The 13,106-nt window shown below is 69.2% G+C and carries 13 protein-coding genes; 4 read left to right on the top strand and 9 right to left on the bottom strand.

Going from position 1 to position 13,106, the window contains the following annotated elements:
• Positions 1–73 precede the first annotated feature (73 nt).
• From polA to FK268_RS20820, 3 genes are all read left to right on the top strand, one after another.
• Positions 74–2,749, top strand: coding sequence for a DNA polymerase I (gene polA / locus FK268_RS20830; RefSeq protein ID WP_438696009.1), 2,676 nt, complete (start codon positions 74–76; stop codon positions 2,747–2,749).
• A gap of 59 nt (positions 2,750–2,808) precedes the next feature.
• A complete protein-coding gene (locus FK268_RS20825; protein WP_158636180.1) occupies positions 2,809–3,426 on the top strand; it encodes an HAD family hydrolase in 618 nt (205 codons plus the stop codon).
• A gap of 79 nt (positions 3,427–3,505) precedes the next feature.
• Positions 3,506–3,850 carry a helix-turn-helix domain-containing protein gene (locus FK268_RS20820; protein WP_146437372.1) on the top strand — a complete coding sequence of 115 codons (345 nt, stop codon included), beginning with the start codon at positions 3,506–3,508 and terminating at the stop codon, positions 3,848–3,850.
• 4 nt (positions 3,851–3,854) lie between these two features.
• On the opposite strand, the gene FK268_RS20815 is transcribed toward FK268_RS20820, so the two are convergent.
• From FK268_RS20815 to FK268_RS20800, 4 genes are all read right to left on the bottom strand, one after another.
• Positions 3,855–4,253: a hemophore-related protein gene (locus FK268_RS20815; RefSeq protein ID WP_146437371.1), complete on the bottom strand. Its 399-nt coding sequence runs from the start codon at positions 4,251–4,253 to the stop codon at positions 3,855–3,857.
• A 29-nt stretch (positions 4,254–4,282) separates the two neighbouring features.
• Entirely contained in the window at positions 4,283–4,636 is a 354-nt protein-coding gene (locus tag FK268_RS20810; RefSeq protein ID WP_146437370.1) for a hemophore-related protein, read from the bottom strand.
• Between the two features lie 116 nt (positions 4,637–4,752).
• Complete coding sequence (locus FK268_RS20805; RefSeq protein ID WP_146437369.1) at positions 4,753–5,193, bottom strand: hypothetical protein; 441 nt, start codon at positions 5,191–5,193, stop codon at positions 4,753–4,755.
• A gap of 126 nt (positions 5,194–5,319) precedes the next feature.
• Positions 5,320–6,141, bottom strand: coding sequence for a class I SAM-dependent methyltransferase (locus tag FK268_RS20800; RefSeq protein WP_146437414.1), 822 nt, complete (start codon positions 6,139–6,141; stop codon positions 5,320–5,322).
• 117 nt (positions 6,142–6,258) lie between these two features.
• Here FK268_RS20800 and rpsA point away from each other — a divergent pair, with 117 nt between their 5' ends.
• A complete protein-coding gene (rpsA, locus tag FK268_RS20795; RefSeq protein WP_068568982.1) occupies positions 6,259–7,743 on the top strand; it encodes a 30S ribosomal protein S1 in 1,485 nt (494 codons plus the stop codon).
• 69 nt (positions 7,744–7,812) lie between these two features.
• Here rpsA and FK268_RS20790 read toward each other — a convergent pair whose 3' ends face one another.
• From FK268_RS20790 to FK268_RS20770, 5 genes are read right to left on the bottom strand one after another with little or no spacing between them, the layout of a single operon-like run.
• Positions 7,813–8,919 carry an ABC transporter ATP-binding protein gene (locus FK268_RS20790; RefSeq protein WP_146437368.1) on the bottom strand — a complete coding sequence of 369 codons (1,107 nt, stop codon included), beginning with the start codon at positions 8,917–8,919 and terminating at the stop codon, positions 7,813–7,815.
• A gap of 31 nt (positions 8,920–8,950) precedes the next feature.
• A complete protein-coding gene (locus FK268_RS20785) occupies positions 8,951–9,790 on the bottom strand; it encodes a carbohydrate ABC transporter permease (protein WP_146437367.1) in 840 nt (279 codons plus the stop codon).
• Complete coding sequence (locus FK268_RS20780; protein ID WP_146437366.1) at positions 9,790–10,737, bottom strand: carbohydrate ABC transporter permease; 948 nt, start codon at positions 10,735–10,737, stop codon at positions 9,790–9,792. The genes FK268_RS20785 and FK268_RS20780 overlap by 1 nt, the downstream gene beginning before the upstream one ends.
• Entirely contained in the window at positions 10,734–12,119 is a 1,386-nt protein-coding gene (locus FK268_RS20775) for an ABC transporter substrate-binding protein (RefSeq protein ID WP_146437365.1), read from the bottom strand. Before FK268_RS20775 ends, FK268_RS20780 begins: the two co-directional genes overlap by 4 nt.
• Complete coding sequence (locus FK268_RS20770) at positions 12,116–13,099, bottom strand: sugar-binding transcriptional regulator (protein ID WP_231707193.1); 984 nt, start codon at positions 13,097–13,099, stop codon at positions 12,116–12,118. Before FK268_RS20770 ends, FK268_RS20775 begins: the two co-directional genes overlap by 4 nt.
• Between the last annotated feature and the right edge of the window lie 7 nt (positions 13,100–13,106).

Raw genomic sequence — 13,106 nt, 5'->3', positions numbered from 1 at the left:
GACTTCTGCGAACTCCTCGGCCACCGTCGCGCCCGCCTCCGGATCGCCTTCGGGGGCGGGTGAGAAGCCCACGATGCTGCTCATCGACGGGCACTCGATGGCGTTCCGCGCCTTCTTCGCGCTCCCGCTCGACGGTGGCCGCTTCCGCACCAAATCGGGGCAGCCCACCAACGCGGTGTACGGCTTCACGTCCATGCTGATCAAGCTGCTGGGCGACGAGGCGCCGGGTTACGTGGCGGCGGCCTTCGACGTCTCCCGCCAGACCTTCCGCGCGGAGATGTACCCGGAGTACAAGGCGCAGCGCAGCTCCGCACCGGACGATTTCCGCGGCCAGGTGGACGTGGTGAAGGACGTGCTCGCCGCGATGGGCATCCCCACGATGGCGCAGGAGGGGTACGAGGCGGACGACATCATCGCCACGATGACCACCCGCGCCCAGGCAGAGGGCTTCAAGGTCCTCATCGTCACCGGTGACCGGGACGCGCTGCAGCTCGTCAACGACGACGTGACCGTGCTGTACCCGCGCAAGGGCGTCTCGGACCTCACCCGGTTCACGCCGGAGGAGGTGGAGGCGAAGTACGGCCTCACCCCGTCGCAGTACCCGGACTACGCGGCGCTGCGCGGCGATCCGTCGGACAACCTGCCCGGCATCCCCGGTGTGGGGGAGAAGACCGCGTCCAAGTGGATCCGCGAGTACGGCAGCCTCGAGGGCCTCGTCGAGAACGTCGACAAGGTGAAGGGCAAGGTGGGCGACTCGCTGCGCGAGAACCTCGCGACGGTGCAGCTCAACCGCCAGATCACCGAGATGGTCCGCGACATGGCGCTGCCCTACGCCCCGCAGGACCTGGCACTGCAGCCGTGGAACCGCGAGGCCATCCACCAGCTCTTCGACGACCTCGAGTTCCGCGTCCTGCGCGAGCGCATCTTCACCGAGCTGTCGTCGTCGGAGCCGGAGGCCGAGGAGGGCTTCGAGATCTCCGGCGGCATCGTCGCGCCCGGCACCGTCGCGGAGTGGCTGGCCGAGCACGGGGCCTCCGGCGCCCGGTCCGGCCTGGGCGTCATCGGGCCGGAGGTGGTCTTCGACGGCGACGCGGAGGCCGTGGTCATCGCCGCTCCCGACGGTGAGGGCGGGTACTTCGAGCTGTCCACGCTGACGCCGCACGACGAGTCCGCCCTCGGCGCCTGGCTCGCCGACGACGCGCAGCCCAAAGCTGTGCACGAGGCCAAGTGGGCGATGCACGCCCTGTCCAGTCGCGGTTGGCGGCTCGGAGGCCTCACCTCGGATACCGCCATCGCGGCATACCTCGTACGGCCCGGCCAGCGCAGCTTCAACCTCGACGATCTCTCGGTGCGCTATCTGCATCGTGAGCTGCGTGTGGAGGCCGCGGGTGACGATTCCCAGCTCTCACTCCTCGATGACCCGGACGATTCGGCGGGGGAGAGGGCGCAGCAGGCGATCCTGCGGGCGCGCGCCGTTGTCGACCTCGCCGAGGCACTCGACGGGGAGCTCGACAACATCGAGTCCCGTCCGCTGCTGGCGGAGATGGAGCTACCGCTGCTGCGCGTGCTGGACGTCATGGAGGCCACGGGCATCGCGGTGGACACCGCGCACCTCGAGTCGCTGCACGCCGAGTTCAGCGAGCGGATCCGCGCCGCCGAGGCCGCGGCCTTCGAGGAGATCGGCGAGCAGATCAACCTCGGGTCGCCGAAGCAGCTGCAGGTGATCCTGTTCGAGAAGCTGGGCCTGCCGAAGACGAAGAAGACCAAGACCGGCTACACCACGGACGCCGCGGCGCTCGAGGCGCTGTACGAGAAGGAGCCGCATCCCTTCCTGCAATACCTGCTGGAGCACCGCGACGCGACGCGGCTCAAGGTCACCGTCGAGGGACTGCTCAAGACGGTCGCGTCCGACGGGCGCATCCACTCCACGTTCAACCAGACGGTGGCGGCCACCGGCCGCCTCTCGTCGACGGATCCGAATCTGCAGAACATCCCCGTCCGCACGGAGGCGGGCCGACAGATCCGCAACGCCTTCGTCGCCGGCGAGGGCTACGAGACGCTGATGACGGCCGACTACAGCCAGATCGAGATGCGCATCATGGCGCACCTGTCGGGCGACGCCGGGCTCATCGAGGCCTTCAACACCGGTGAGGACCTGCACAATTTCGTCGGGTCGCGCGCCTTCGGCGTGCCCATCGACGAGGTGACGCCCGACATGCGCCGCCGGGTGAAGGCGATGTCCTACGGGCTCGCGTACGGGCTGTCCGCATTCGGTCTCGCCGCACAGCTGAAAATCTCGCGGGACGAGGCGAAGGAGCAGATGGAGGCGTACTTCTCCCGCTTCGGCGGAGTGCGCGACTACCTGCAGGACGTCGTCGTCGAGGCGGGCCGCAACGAGTTCACCGAGACGATCTACGGCCGTCGCCGGTACCTCCCGGATCTCACGTCCACGAACCGGATGCGCCGCGAGGCGGCCGAGCGGATGGCGCTCAACGCGCCCATCCAGGGCAGCGCCGCCGACATCATCAAGGTCGCGATGATCCGCCTGGACGAGCAGATCCGCGAGGCGGGCCTGAAATCCCGCATGCTGCTGCAGGTGCACGACGAGCTCGTGCTCGAGGTGGCCGCGGGGGAGCGGGAGCAGCTGGAGGCGCTGGTCCGTGACACGATGGGCAGTGCGGCGGAGCTCTCTGTGCCGCTCGAGGTGTCCGTCGGCTACGGACGCAGCTGGGACGACGCCGCACACTAGACGCCGGTCCTCTGGCGCCGCATGTCCATGCGACCGGCGACGGCGTAGCCTCGGAATCCGTGTTCACCATCGGCTTCGACCTGGATCTCACGCTGATCGACTCGCGGCAGCGGATCCTCACAGCGGCGCAGCGGGCGTTCACCGATCTCGGGCACTCCGTGAGCGATGCGGCGCTGCTGCCGCACATGGGCGTTCCGATCGACGATGTGGCGCGCGAACTGGTGTCCGGGATCGATGCGGCGGAGTTCCTGCGGCGCTACCGCGTCCATTACGACACGGACGTCACGACGCCGGTTCCGGTGCTCGACGGTGCGCCAGAACTCCTCGCCGCGATCCGCGCGGCCGGCGGGACGGCGGTCGTGGTGTCGGCCAAGCAGCAGGCCGCCGCGGAACGGGCCGTCGCCGAGGCGGGACTCGACGTCGCCGCCGTCGTGGGCGGTCACTTCGGTGAGCGCAAGGGGGAGGCGCTCCGGCGATTCGAGAACGTGCGCGCCTACCTGGGCGATCACGTGGAGGACGCGGCCGCGGCCAGAGCCGCGGGGTGCCCCTTCATCGGCGTCACGACGGGCGAGTTCGATGCGGTCGCGCTGGAGCGAGCGGGGGCGTCGAGCACCGTCGGCAACCTCGAACAGGCCGTCTGTGTCATCCCAGAACTCGCACGTCTTCAGCGCCCGTAGCTGGACATTTCCCCGAGTCTTTGATATTGCATAACCTATGGGGCAGACAATCGCAGGCTCACCGGACACCGTGAAGCCGATGAAGGCACGGAAGATCGAGTGGGGTACCTACGGGGATTCGTTGGCCCACCGCCTGGTCGTCCTGCGGAGGTCGCGGGGGCTGTCGCAGGAGCGACTCGCCGAGCTGGCGGGTCTGCACCGCAATCAGATCTCCAACATCGAGCGCAACGTGAGCTCGAACGACGGTGTCTCGGATCCGCACCTGTCGACGGTCTACCGGCTCGCCGCAGCGCTCGACGTCGCGCCGGCGCTGCTGATGCCCGATCTCGACCGTCGCGTCGCCAAGAAGTCGCCCGAGCGGGCGTCCGGCAAGGCGATCGCGGCCGTCGAGGCGACCCTGCGGGACGCGCTCGACGGCCTGTGACGAGCTACTTGGCCTTCGCCGTGCTGCAGGTGCGGTAGGCGTCGCCCACCGCACGCTGCACGTTCGCCTGCTCACCGGCGAGGCTGGCGATGTTGCCGGTGCTCTGGAACGCGAGCGAGGCGACACGGAGCTGCCGGGTCAGGCCGTCCGATGCGGCGATGTCCGCGAACTGCTGCGGTCCGCCCGCGGCGTCCTCGAGCCGCTTCGACAGCCCGGGCGAGGAGCGATCGATCGCCACGCGCAGCTGGCCCACCGTGCACGAGGTGCCGGGCACCGCGCGCGCCGACGCGGCGTTCGGCTTGGGCGCGGGCTTGGGCGTCGGATCGGCGGTGGCGGACGGTGCGCAGGCCAGGGCGATCGCGCCGAGGACGGCGGCGGTGGCGGCGGAGCGGCGGAAGGTCATGCGGGGGTGCCTTTCGATGGCGGTCGAGGTCAGTACTTGTCGCAGGTCGCGATGACCTTGGCGATCTTCGCATCGATGTCGGTGCGGTTCGCCTTGTAGTACGCAGCGGCTGCCGGGTTGTCCTTGGTCAGCCGGTCGATGATCTTCTGCCGGTCCTCGGGCTTCGCGGTGAGGAGCTCGGTGGCCTGAGCGCGGCCACCGGGGGTGGCGTCCATGACGGCGATCGCCTCGGGGGCGATGACCTGGGTGGCGCGCTCGACCTGGGCCACGGTGCACTTGGTCCCCGGGACCTTGTCGTTGGGCGCGGCCGACGCGACGGCGGGCGCCAGCGCGAGCACGCCCGCGAGGGCGGCCACAGCGGCGGAGATGCGGATCCGGTTCATGACTCTCCCTATCGGGCGGTGGACGATTGCTCAGCGAGACTACCGGTTCGGCGTGAACGACGAAAGGACGGCGCCGGGTATGAACAACCCTGCGCCGTCCGATCGAAACCCGGGTATCAGCTACTGCTGCAGGTGCTCTTGATCGTCGCGATCTTCTGCTCCACCTGCGCCTTCGTCGGCTTGGTCTTGCCGTCGCGAGCCTTCGGGTGGGCCGGCTTGGACTGTCCCGGGTGCGTCTTCTGCCACTCCGCGCGCCGAGCCTCGCGCTCCTTCTTCGCCGCCTCGCGGGCGGCCGTGCGCTGCTCCGGCGTCTTGACGAGCATCTGCTCGAAGCGATCCTTGGCCTTCGCATTGCCACTCACGTGCCGCCAGAACTCCGGGGCGACCTTCGCGGTGGCGCGCTCGACCTGACCGACGTTGCACTGCGTGCCGGGGACGGGGGCGCTGGGCGAGACCGGGGCGGCGTTCGCGGCGCCCGGGGACAGCAGGGCCGCGCCGGACAGTGCGGCGGCCGCAGCGGTCGCGGCGGCCAGCCGGGTACGGGTGATTCGGTTCATGCGTCTCTCCTCGGAACGGGCGGTCGCACTCGGACCGCCCTCAGCGAGGAGACACCACGCCGGTGAACGCCGGCCGTCCGTTCGCTGTGAATCACCTGGAGATCGGGCATCCGGCGCAGAAGGGACCTAACGGGGCTTTTCGCAGCAGAAGATCGCGGTCCCGGGGAAGATCGCGCCGCGCAGCGGGCTCCACTGCCCCCACTCCTCGGTGAATCCCTCCGGCCATTCCGGCTCGATCACGTCCACCACCCGCAGCCCGGCGCCCACGATCTCGCGGATCCGGTCGCCCATCGTCCGGTGGTGCTCGACGTAGGTGGGCACGCCCTCGTCGTCGGTCTCCACGTACGGCGAGCGGTCGAAGTAGGACAGCGTCGCGACGAGCCCGTCGGGCCCCGGATCGTCGAGGAACATCCAGCGCATCGGGTGATTGACCGAGAAGACGAACCGGCCGCCGGGGCGCAGTACCCGGAAGGCCTCCGCCATGACCTGCGCGGAATCGGCCACGAAGGGGATGCCGCCGAAGGCGGAGCAGACGATGTCGACGGCCCCGTCGGCGACCGGCAGGCTCTCGGCGCCGGCCTGGACCAGGACCGGGTTGCCGCCGCGGACATGGGGCAGTCCGTGCCGGAGCATGCCCGCGGAGATGTCGAGGCCGATCACCGACGCGCCCTGCGCGGCGAGCCAGCGCGCACACGGGGCGCTCCCGCAGCCGATCTCCACCGCCACCGTGCCGGGCCCGACGGTGCCGAGCAGGCCTGTCTCGGCCTCGCGCACGCCCTCGGGGCACCAGACGAAGTCGCCGTCGGCGGTGTCGACGCCGAGGAAGGCGGCGTGCTCCGCGTGATAGGCGTCCGCGTCGGCGTCCCACCAGGAGCGGTTCGCGGCCTCCGAGCCGGCGCTGTCGCGGCTCATGTCCGGTTTCGGGCGGTAGGTCACGGAGCGCCTCATCATCTCCAGGGCGGTTTGCCCAGGTTGCACGCGGTGGAGTAGCCTGGACCACGCGTGTGCCCATGCGTGCGCGATTTCGACCAAACTACTAGCACCCTGTCCGGAGCAACTTACCCAATGCCCACCACCACCGTTACGTCCCCGCAGGTCGCCGTCAACGACATCGGCACCGCGGAGGATTTCCTCGCCGCGATCGACGCCACGATCAAGTACTTCAACGATGGCGACATCGTCGAGGGCACCATCGTCAAGGTCGACCGTGACGAGGTCCTGCTCGACATCGGTTACAAGACCGAGGGCGTCATCCCCTCCCGCGAGCTGAGCATCAAGCACGACGTCGACCCGTCCGAGGTCGTCAACGTCGGCGATGCCGTCGAGGCCCTCGTCCTCACCAAGGAGGACAAGGAAGGCCGCCTGATCCTGTCCAAGAAGCGCGCGCAGTACGAGCGCGCCTGGGGCACGATCGAGGAGCTCAAGGAGAAGGACGAGGCCGTCAAGGGCACCGTCATCGAGGTGGTCAAGGGTGGTCTCATCCTGGACATCGGCCTCCGCGGCTTCCTCCCGGCCTCGCTGGTCGAGATGCGTCGTGTGCGCGACCTCCAGCCGTACATCGGCAAGGAGATCGAGGCGAAGATCATCGAGCTCGACAAGAACCGCAACAACGTGGTCCTGTCGCGCCGTGCGTGGCTCGAGCAGACCCAGTCCGAGGTCCGCAGCGAGTTCCTGCACCAGCTGCAGAAGGGTCAGGTCCGCAAGGGCGTCGTGTCCTCGATCGTCAACTTCGGTGCCTTCGTGGACCTGGGCGGCGTCGACGGCCTCGTGCACGTCTCGGAGCTGTCCTGGAAGCACATCGATCACCCGTCCGAGGTGGTCACCGTGGGCGACGAGGTCACCGTCGAGGTCCTCGACGTCGACCTGGACCGCGAGCGCGTCTCGCTGTCGCTCAAGGCGACCCAGGAGGATCCGTGGCGTCAGTTCGCCCGGACCCACGCCATCGGCCAGATCGTGCCCGGCAAGGTCACCAAGCTCGTCCCGTTCGGCGCGTTCGTCCGCGTCGAGGAGGGCATCGAGGGCCTCGTCCACATCTCGGAGCTGGCCGAGCGCCACGTCGAGGTCCCGGACCAGGTCGTCTCCGTCGGCGACGACGCCATGGTGCGTGTCATCGACATCGACCTCGAGCGTCGTCGCATCTCGCTGAGCCTCAAGCAGGCCAACGAGGACTACACCGAGGAGTTCGACCCGTCGAAGTACGGCATGGCCGACAGCTACGACGAGAACGGCGAGTACATCTTCCCCGAGGGCTTCGATCCCGAGACCAACGAGTGGCTCGAGGGCTTCGAGAAGCAGCGCGAGGAGTGGGAGGGTCGCTACGCCGAGGCGGAGCGCCGCCACAAGATGCACACCGCGCAGATGGAGAAGTTCGCGGCCGACGAGGCCGCCGAGGCCGCTGCCGGTGGCCCGGCCGCGGGTGGCGCGAACTACTCGAGCGAGTCGTCCTCGAACGACCGGGGCGGCAACGAGGCCCCGCAGAGCACCGGCGGTTCGCTGGCCAGCGATGCGCAGCTCGCTGCTCTCCGCGAGAAGCTGTCGGGCAACGCCTGATCCGCTTCACTGCTCGCACGGGAACGCCCCGCATCCTCAAGGATGCGGGGCGTTCCCCGTTCTGCGGCCCTAGTTGAGCCGGTCACCCGTCTCGGGATGGAACAGGTGGACCGCCGGCTCGACCTGTGCCAGGCGCACCCCGTCGCCGATCCGCGCCGCGGTGCGTCGCGGGCAGCGCGCGACGAGCGTGACGGGGGTGCCGTCGACGGTCGTCACGTCCGGATCGTCCACGCGCGCGTAGACGAAGGTGTCGCTCCCCAGGTCCTCGGTGATGGCGACGGTGCCCCCGACGCCCGCGTCGGGCCCGGCGAGCCCGAGGCTCTCCGGCCGGATGCCGACGGTGACGCGGTCCAGCCCCGAGGCGCGGACGGCGGCCTGTGCCTCCGCGTCCAGGTCGACGGTGCCGCCGGCCACGGCGATCGCGCCGTCGCGCACGGGCGCCGTGAACAGGTTCATCGCCGGCGAGCCGATGAACCCGGCGACGAAGGCGTTGCGCGGCCGGTCGTAGAGCTCCGCCGGTGTCGCGAACTGCTGCAGCACGCCGAATTTCAGCACCGCCACCCGGTCGCCCATCGTCATGGCCTCCACCTGGTCGTGGGTGACGTAGACGGTGGTGGTGCCCAGCCGCCGCTGGAGCGCGGCGATCTGCGTGCGGGTCTGCACCCGGAGCTTCGCGTCGAGATTCGACAGCGGCTCGTCCATGCAGAAGACCTGCGGTTCACGGACGATCGCGCGGCCCATCGCGACGCGCTGCCGCTGCCCTCCCGACAGGCGGGCGGGCTTGCGGTCGAGGTAGTCGGTGAGGTCGAGCAGCTTCGCCGCCTCGGCGACCTTCCGCTTGCGCTCGTCGAGCGGGACGCCCCGCATCTTCAAGGCGAAGCCCATGTTCTCGCCGACGGTCTTGTTCGGGTACAGCGCGTAGTTCTGGAAGACCATCGCGATGTCGCGGTCCTTGGGGGCGACGCCCACCATGCTGCGGCCGCCGATGGAGATCGCGCCGGAATCGATCTCCTCGAGGCCGGCGAGCATGCGCAGCGCAGTGGACTTGCCGGAGCCGGACGGTCCGACCAGGACGACGAACTCGCCGTCGGCGATGTCCAGGTCGAGGGAGTCGACGGCGAGGGTGTCGGCGCCGGGGTAGACGCAGCACGCCTGGTCGTAGGTGATGGAAGCCATGTCTCGCTCCTAGATTCGGATGTGGGGGCGGCTACTTGATGGCGCCGAAGGACAGGCCGCGGACCAGCTTGTTCTGGGCGATCCACCCGCAGATGACCACGGGGAGGGCGGCCAGCACGGAGGCGGCGGAGAGCTTGGCCCAGAACAGGCCCTGCCCGGACATGAAGCCGGTGAGCGCCACCGGCATGGTCTGGGCGTTGACCGCGGTGAGGTTCACCGCGAAGAAGAACTCGTTCCACGAGAAGATCACGCAGATCAGCGCGGTGGCGGCGATACCGGGCGAGATGATCGGGAGGATCACCTCGCGCACCGACGTCCACAGGCCGGCGCCGTCCATCCCCGCCGCCTCGAGCAGTTCGCCCGGTACCTCGAGGAAGAACGAGCGCATCATCCACACGGCGATCGGCAGGTTCATCGCGGTGTAGAGCACGACCAGCGTCCAGATGTTGTCGAGCATGCCGATCCGTCCGACGATGACGTACAGCGGGATGATCGCCGCCACGATCGGCAGCATCTTGGTGCTGATGAAGAAGAACAGCGCGTCCTGCGTCTTCCGCACGGGTCGCAGAGAGAGGGCGAACGCCGCGGGGACGCCCAGCACCAGGACGAGCGTCGTCGAGACGACCGTGGCGAAGACCGAATTGAGCAGCGGCACGCCGATGCCCGAATCGAATACTGCCGTGAACTGGTCCAGCGTCGGTACGAAGAAGACAGTGGGTGGCCGCGTCGCCGCGTCGCTCTCCTGCTTGAACGCCGTCAGCACCATCCACAGCACGGGGAAGAAGAAGCCGATGGCGATGATCCAGGTCAGTGCGGTCAGTGCGCCGCCCTGGGGATCCCGCCGCTTGCGGGGTACGAGGGACGTGGACATCAGGCTGCTTCCTCTCCTGCGCCGAAACTCTTGAAGATCAGGCGGATCGCGAGCGTCGAGACGACGATCGTGCCGACCACGGTGACGACGCCCATCGCGGCGGCCTGACCGATGTCGAAGCCGAGGAAGGCGCGCTGATAGATGTAGAAGGGCAGGTTGGAGCTGGCGACGCCCGGCCCGCCCGAGGTCATCATGTACACCGCGTCGAAAGTGTTGACCAGGTAGATCGCCCCGAGGACGGCACCCAGTTCGATGAACCGTCGCAGGTGCGGCAGCGTCAGCTCCCGGAACAGGCGCACGCTGGTCGCACCGTCGACTCGTGCCGCCTCCTGGACGTCGCGGGGCATGGACTGCAGGCCCGCGAGGATCAACAGCATCATGAACGGCGTCCACTGCCAGACGAGTTCGGCGACCACGGACGCGAGCGGGTACTCGGAGAGCCAGTCGACGTGAACGCCGAGCGGGCTCAGGGCCCAGGCGACGAGGCCGTTCGTGGGGGAGAGCAGGCTCGTCTTCCACAGCAGAGCGGCGGCCACCGGAGTCACGAGGAAGGGGGTGATGAGCAGCGTGCGGACCACGCCGCGCCCCAGGAACTTCCGGTCCAGCAGCAGGGCCAGGATCAGTCCCAGGATCACCGACAGGACGACGGTGCCCACGATGAGCAGCACCGTGTTGAGCGTCACCGTCCAGAACTGGGTGTCGCGGAAGACCTCGACGTAATTGTTGAGCCAGTTGAACTTCCGCGAGCCGGGACGCACCAGATTCCACGACTGGGTGGAGTAGTAGAGCGTGACCAGGAAGGGGATCTGCGTGACGATCACCATGAAGACCAGCGCCGGCAGCAGGGGGCCACGCCGCCGCCACGCCTCGGCGCGGGTGATCCGATCGCGCTTGGAGCGCAGGGGTGTCGCCGGTGGCGCTGCAGTCGGCGTGCTGGTCGTGGTCATCGTGCTGCTCCCGTCCGGTCGTGGCTGTCGCGATAGCTCTTCCCGACGACCTCGGCGTACTTCTGGGACTGGGCCAGCGCGTCGGCGACGGAGATCTGCCCGGCGATGGCGGCACTGATCTGCTGACTCACCCGGGTTCCGAGGTCCTGGAACTCGGGGATCGCGAGGAACTGGATGCCGTTGTAGGGCACGGGCTCCAGCGTCGGACGCGACTGGTCGGCGGCGAGCATCGAATCGAGCGTCTGCTTCGCGAAGGTCGACGACAGCTCCTTGTAGGCGGGGAGCTCGTAGGTCGACAGGCGGCTGCCGGGTGGCACCCGGCTCGGCCCCAGCTTGTCGGCGACGCCGGCGATGTACCGCTTGCTCGTCATCCAGGAGACGAACTTCCACGCGTCGGAGGCGCGGCTGCTCTTCGCGGGGATGCCCAGTGACCAGGTGTAGAGCCAACCGTTGCCGGATTTCGCCATCCGCGGCGCGGGGAGGTACCCGACCTGTCCGGCGATCTTCGAGGTCTCGGGGCTCTCGAGGGAGGAGACCGCCGCCGTGGAGTCGTACCACATGGCGGCCTGCCCCTGCGCCAGCAGATTCCCGCATTCCTGGAAGCCGGTGGACGCGGCGCCCGCCTCGCCGTAGTCGCGCACGGTGTCCACGTAGAACTGCACCGCGTCCCGCATCTGCGGGGAGTCGAACTGCGGCTTCCACTGCTCGTCGAACCAGCGGCCGCCGAAGGCGTTGATGACCGTGTTCAGCGGCGCCAGCACCTCGCCCCAGCCGGGCTTGCCGCGCAGGCAGATGCCCGCCACGTCGCGCGAGTGCAGCGTGCGGGCCGCGGCCGCGACCTCGGGCCACGTCGGCTCGGCGGGCAGGCTGATGCCCGCCTTCGCGAACATCTGCTTGTTGTACATGAGGAACGAGGACTCGCCGTAGAAGGGCACGGAATACATCCGTCCGTCGTACGAGAGGGCCTCGCGCAGAGTGGGGATGAAGTCGCCCGGGTCGTAGGACGGATCGCGTTCCATCAGGGCGGAGAGGTCGGTGAGCCAGCCGTTCTGCGCCCACATCCGCGTCTCGTAGTTGCTGATCATCACGACGTCGAACTCGCCGCCACCGGTGGAGACCGACGCGGTGATCTTGGCGCGGGCCTCGTTCTCGGAGAGCGTGATGAACTTGAGCTTGACGCCGGGATTGGCACGTTCGAACTCGGGGGCCAGGCCCACCGCATCGGTCATCTGCGAGTTCGACACCATGGCGACGGTGACGGCGGAGTCGCCCCCGTCGGTGAAGACACCCGCGCCGGAGCAGCCTGCCAGCAGTGCCGTCACGGCGGCGAGGCCGCCTGCGGCCGCGGCGCGGCGTCGAGCGGATCTGCGGATCACGGTCATCCCTTCTGTTCGGCGAGCAGCCACTGCGCAGTGGGGCGGTCCGTGACCAACGCGGTCGCGAAGCCGCCCCGCAGGGCGCCCAGGATCGATTCCCGGCGGTGTTCGCCGCCGGAGGTGAGAATCGCTGTGGGGCAGTGCCGGATGTCCTCGAGCGGTACCGAGACCGTGCGATCGACGAGTGACGAGGCGACCGGCGTCCCGTCGAGTCCGTAGAAGCGACCACCGATCTCGCCGACGGCACCGAGGTCGCGGAGCTCGCCCAGGACCTCGGTGTCGATGTACGCGCCCTCGAAGAGGGTCGTGGAGGTCGACACGGAGCCGACGCCGAAGAGCATCACCTCGGCGGAGCGGGCCGCCTCGAGCGCCTGGGAGACGATCGAATCGCGCTCGAGCGCACGGACCGTCTCCGGGTCCGCGAACAGCGGCGCGACGAGGCGCACGGGCCGCGCGCCGAGCCGTTCGGAGAAGCGGCCGAGGGCGTGATCGACGCCGGTGTGGTACTCGACGGAGGTCATCGAGCCGTCCATCTGCACGACCCGGGCGCAGGTCGCGCCGCCACCGAGCGCGTCCGCGACCGCGACCTGTTCGGGGCCCCAGGTGAAGCCGAACGTGTCCGTGGACTGCAGGCGACGGGTGAGCACGGAGGCGCCGGCGCGCCCGAGCGCGGCGTCCCCCGAGGGCGTCCCGTCGGCGTCCTCCGCGATGATCAGTGCCTCGGTGAGCCCGAACGCGGCCTCCAGGTCGCGTTCGAGACCGGGGTGGATCGAATCCGCGAGATGCGCGGGTGCCGAGACGGTCACCGTGACGAGTCCCTGTGCGCGGGCACGGGCCACCAGGCGTCCCGCGGTGGGGCGGGAGACGCCGAGACGCTCGGCGATCTGCGCCTGCGTCAGTCCCTCCAGGTGGTACATCGTGGCCGCACGCACCAATAGGCGCAGATCGTGACCGGGTTCCCCGGAGGTGCGCTGCGGTGACGTCACTCGATGC

Origin of the sequence: Tsukamurella sputi (genome assembly GCF_007858445.1) — a bacterium.
GTDB lineage: Bacteria > Actinomycetota > Actinomycetes > Mycobacteriales > Mycobacteriaceae > Tsukamurella > Tsukamurella sputi.
Note: the sequence above shows the minus strand (reverse complement) of the source record. Positions and strands in the feature narration are given on the sequence as shown.

Coding starts and splice junctions, on each gene's coding strand:
- polA (WP_438696009.1), top strand. CDS start 74: ATGCTGCTCATCGACGGGCACTCGATGGCGTTCCGCGCCTTCTTCGCG.
- FK268_RS20820 (WP_146437372.1), top strand. CDS start 3,506: ATGAAGGCACGGAAGATCGAGTGGGGTACCTACGGGGATTCGTTGGCC.
- FK268_RS20815 (WP_146437371.1), bottom strand. CDS start 4,253: ATGACCTTCCGCCGCTCCGCCGCCACCGCCGCCGTCCTCGGCGCGATC.
- FK268_RS20810 (WP_146437370.1), bottom strand. CDS start 4,636: ATGAACCGGATCCGCATCTCCGCCGCTGTGGCCGCCCTCGCGGGCGTG.
- FK268_RS20805 (WP_146437369.1), bottom strand. CDS start 5,193: ATGAACCGAATCACCCGTACCCGGCTGGCCGCCGCGACCGCTGCGGCC.
- FK268_RS20800 (WP_146437414.1), bottom strand. CDS start 6,141: ATGAGGCGCTCCGTGACCTACCGCCCGAAACCGGACATGAGCCGCGAC.
- rpsA (WP_068568982.1), top strand. CDS start 6,259: ATGCCCACCACCACCGTTACGTCCCCGCAGGTCGCCGTCAACGACATC.
- FK268_RS20790 (WP_146437368.1), bottom strand. CDS start 8,919: ATGGCTTCCATCACCTACGACCAGGCGTGCTGCGTCTACCCCGGCGCC.
- FK268_RS20785 (WP_146437367.1), bottom strand. CDS start 9,790: ATGTCCACGTCCCTCGTACCCCGCAAGCGGCGGGATCCCCAGGGCGGC.
- FK268_RS20780 (WP_146437366.1), bottom strand. CDS start 10,737: ATGACCACGACCAGCACGCCGACTGCAGCGCCACCGGCGACACCCCTG.
- FK268_RS20775 (WP_146437365.1), bottom strand. CDS start 12,119: ATGACCGTGATCCGCAGATCCGCTCGACGCCGCGCCGCGGCCGCAGGC.